Annotated in this window: 2 pseudogenes; both read right to left on the reverse strand. The window is 72.7% G+C overall.

Annotation, left to right across the window (positions count from 1 at the left end):
- A pseudogene (locus KUM32_RS32745) lies at positions 1-294 on the reverse strand (KH domain-containing protein); the annotation flags it as partial.
- Between the two features lie 14 nt (positions 295-308).
- Positions 309-663: pseudogene (locus KUM32_RS32750) on the reverse strand (hypothetical protein); the annotation flags it as partial.

A 663-nucleotide genomic window follows, 5' to 3' on the forward strand; every position in this document is an offset into this window, starting at 1 on the left:
GTCCAGCATCAGCCTGCTGCGGTCGCCGGTCTCCCGGTGCACCGCGAGCCGGGTCAGCTCCTGCAGGGCCTCCAGCACCTCGCCGTCGCGGCCGACCAGCTTCTGCAGGTCCCGGCTGGTCGATTCGCTGATGATCGACACCGCGGCGCGGTCCGCCTCGACGTCCATGTCGATGTCGCCGTCGAGGTCCGCGATGTCCAGCAGGCCCTCAAGGTAGTCAGCCGCGATCTCGCCTTCCTGCTCCAGGCGAGTCAGAGTGTCGACACCCTCGGCCGGGGTGGTGCCTTCCGTCACGGATGGACTCCTTCTTACTTCTTGGATGGGTGCTTCGGGCCGCGCTGGCCCTTGCGCTGCCCGGACTTGGCGTTACGCGAGGAACCGGAGGCGGAGCTGCCGGTCGACTTGCCGGGCTGCGCCCCCTTCTTCCCCTTCTCCAGCGAGGTCTTCTCGGCGCCCGCCCCGGGCGTCCCGGCGCCCTTCGCGGTCTGCGCCGTGGCCTTGGCCCGGCCCTGTCCCCGCCCGCTCTTCGCCCCGCCCGCCGGAGGCGTCGCGGCGCCGCCCGGCTTGGGCTTGGCGCCCGGCGCCTTCACCGCACCACCGGCCTGCGCCGCCGCTGCCTGGCGCTGGGCCTTGGTCTGCTTCCTGGGCTGCTGCCGGTTGGCC

The sequence above is a fragment of the Streptomyces sp. AC627_RSS907 genome (assembly GCF_019049165.1).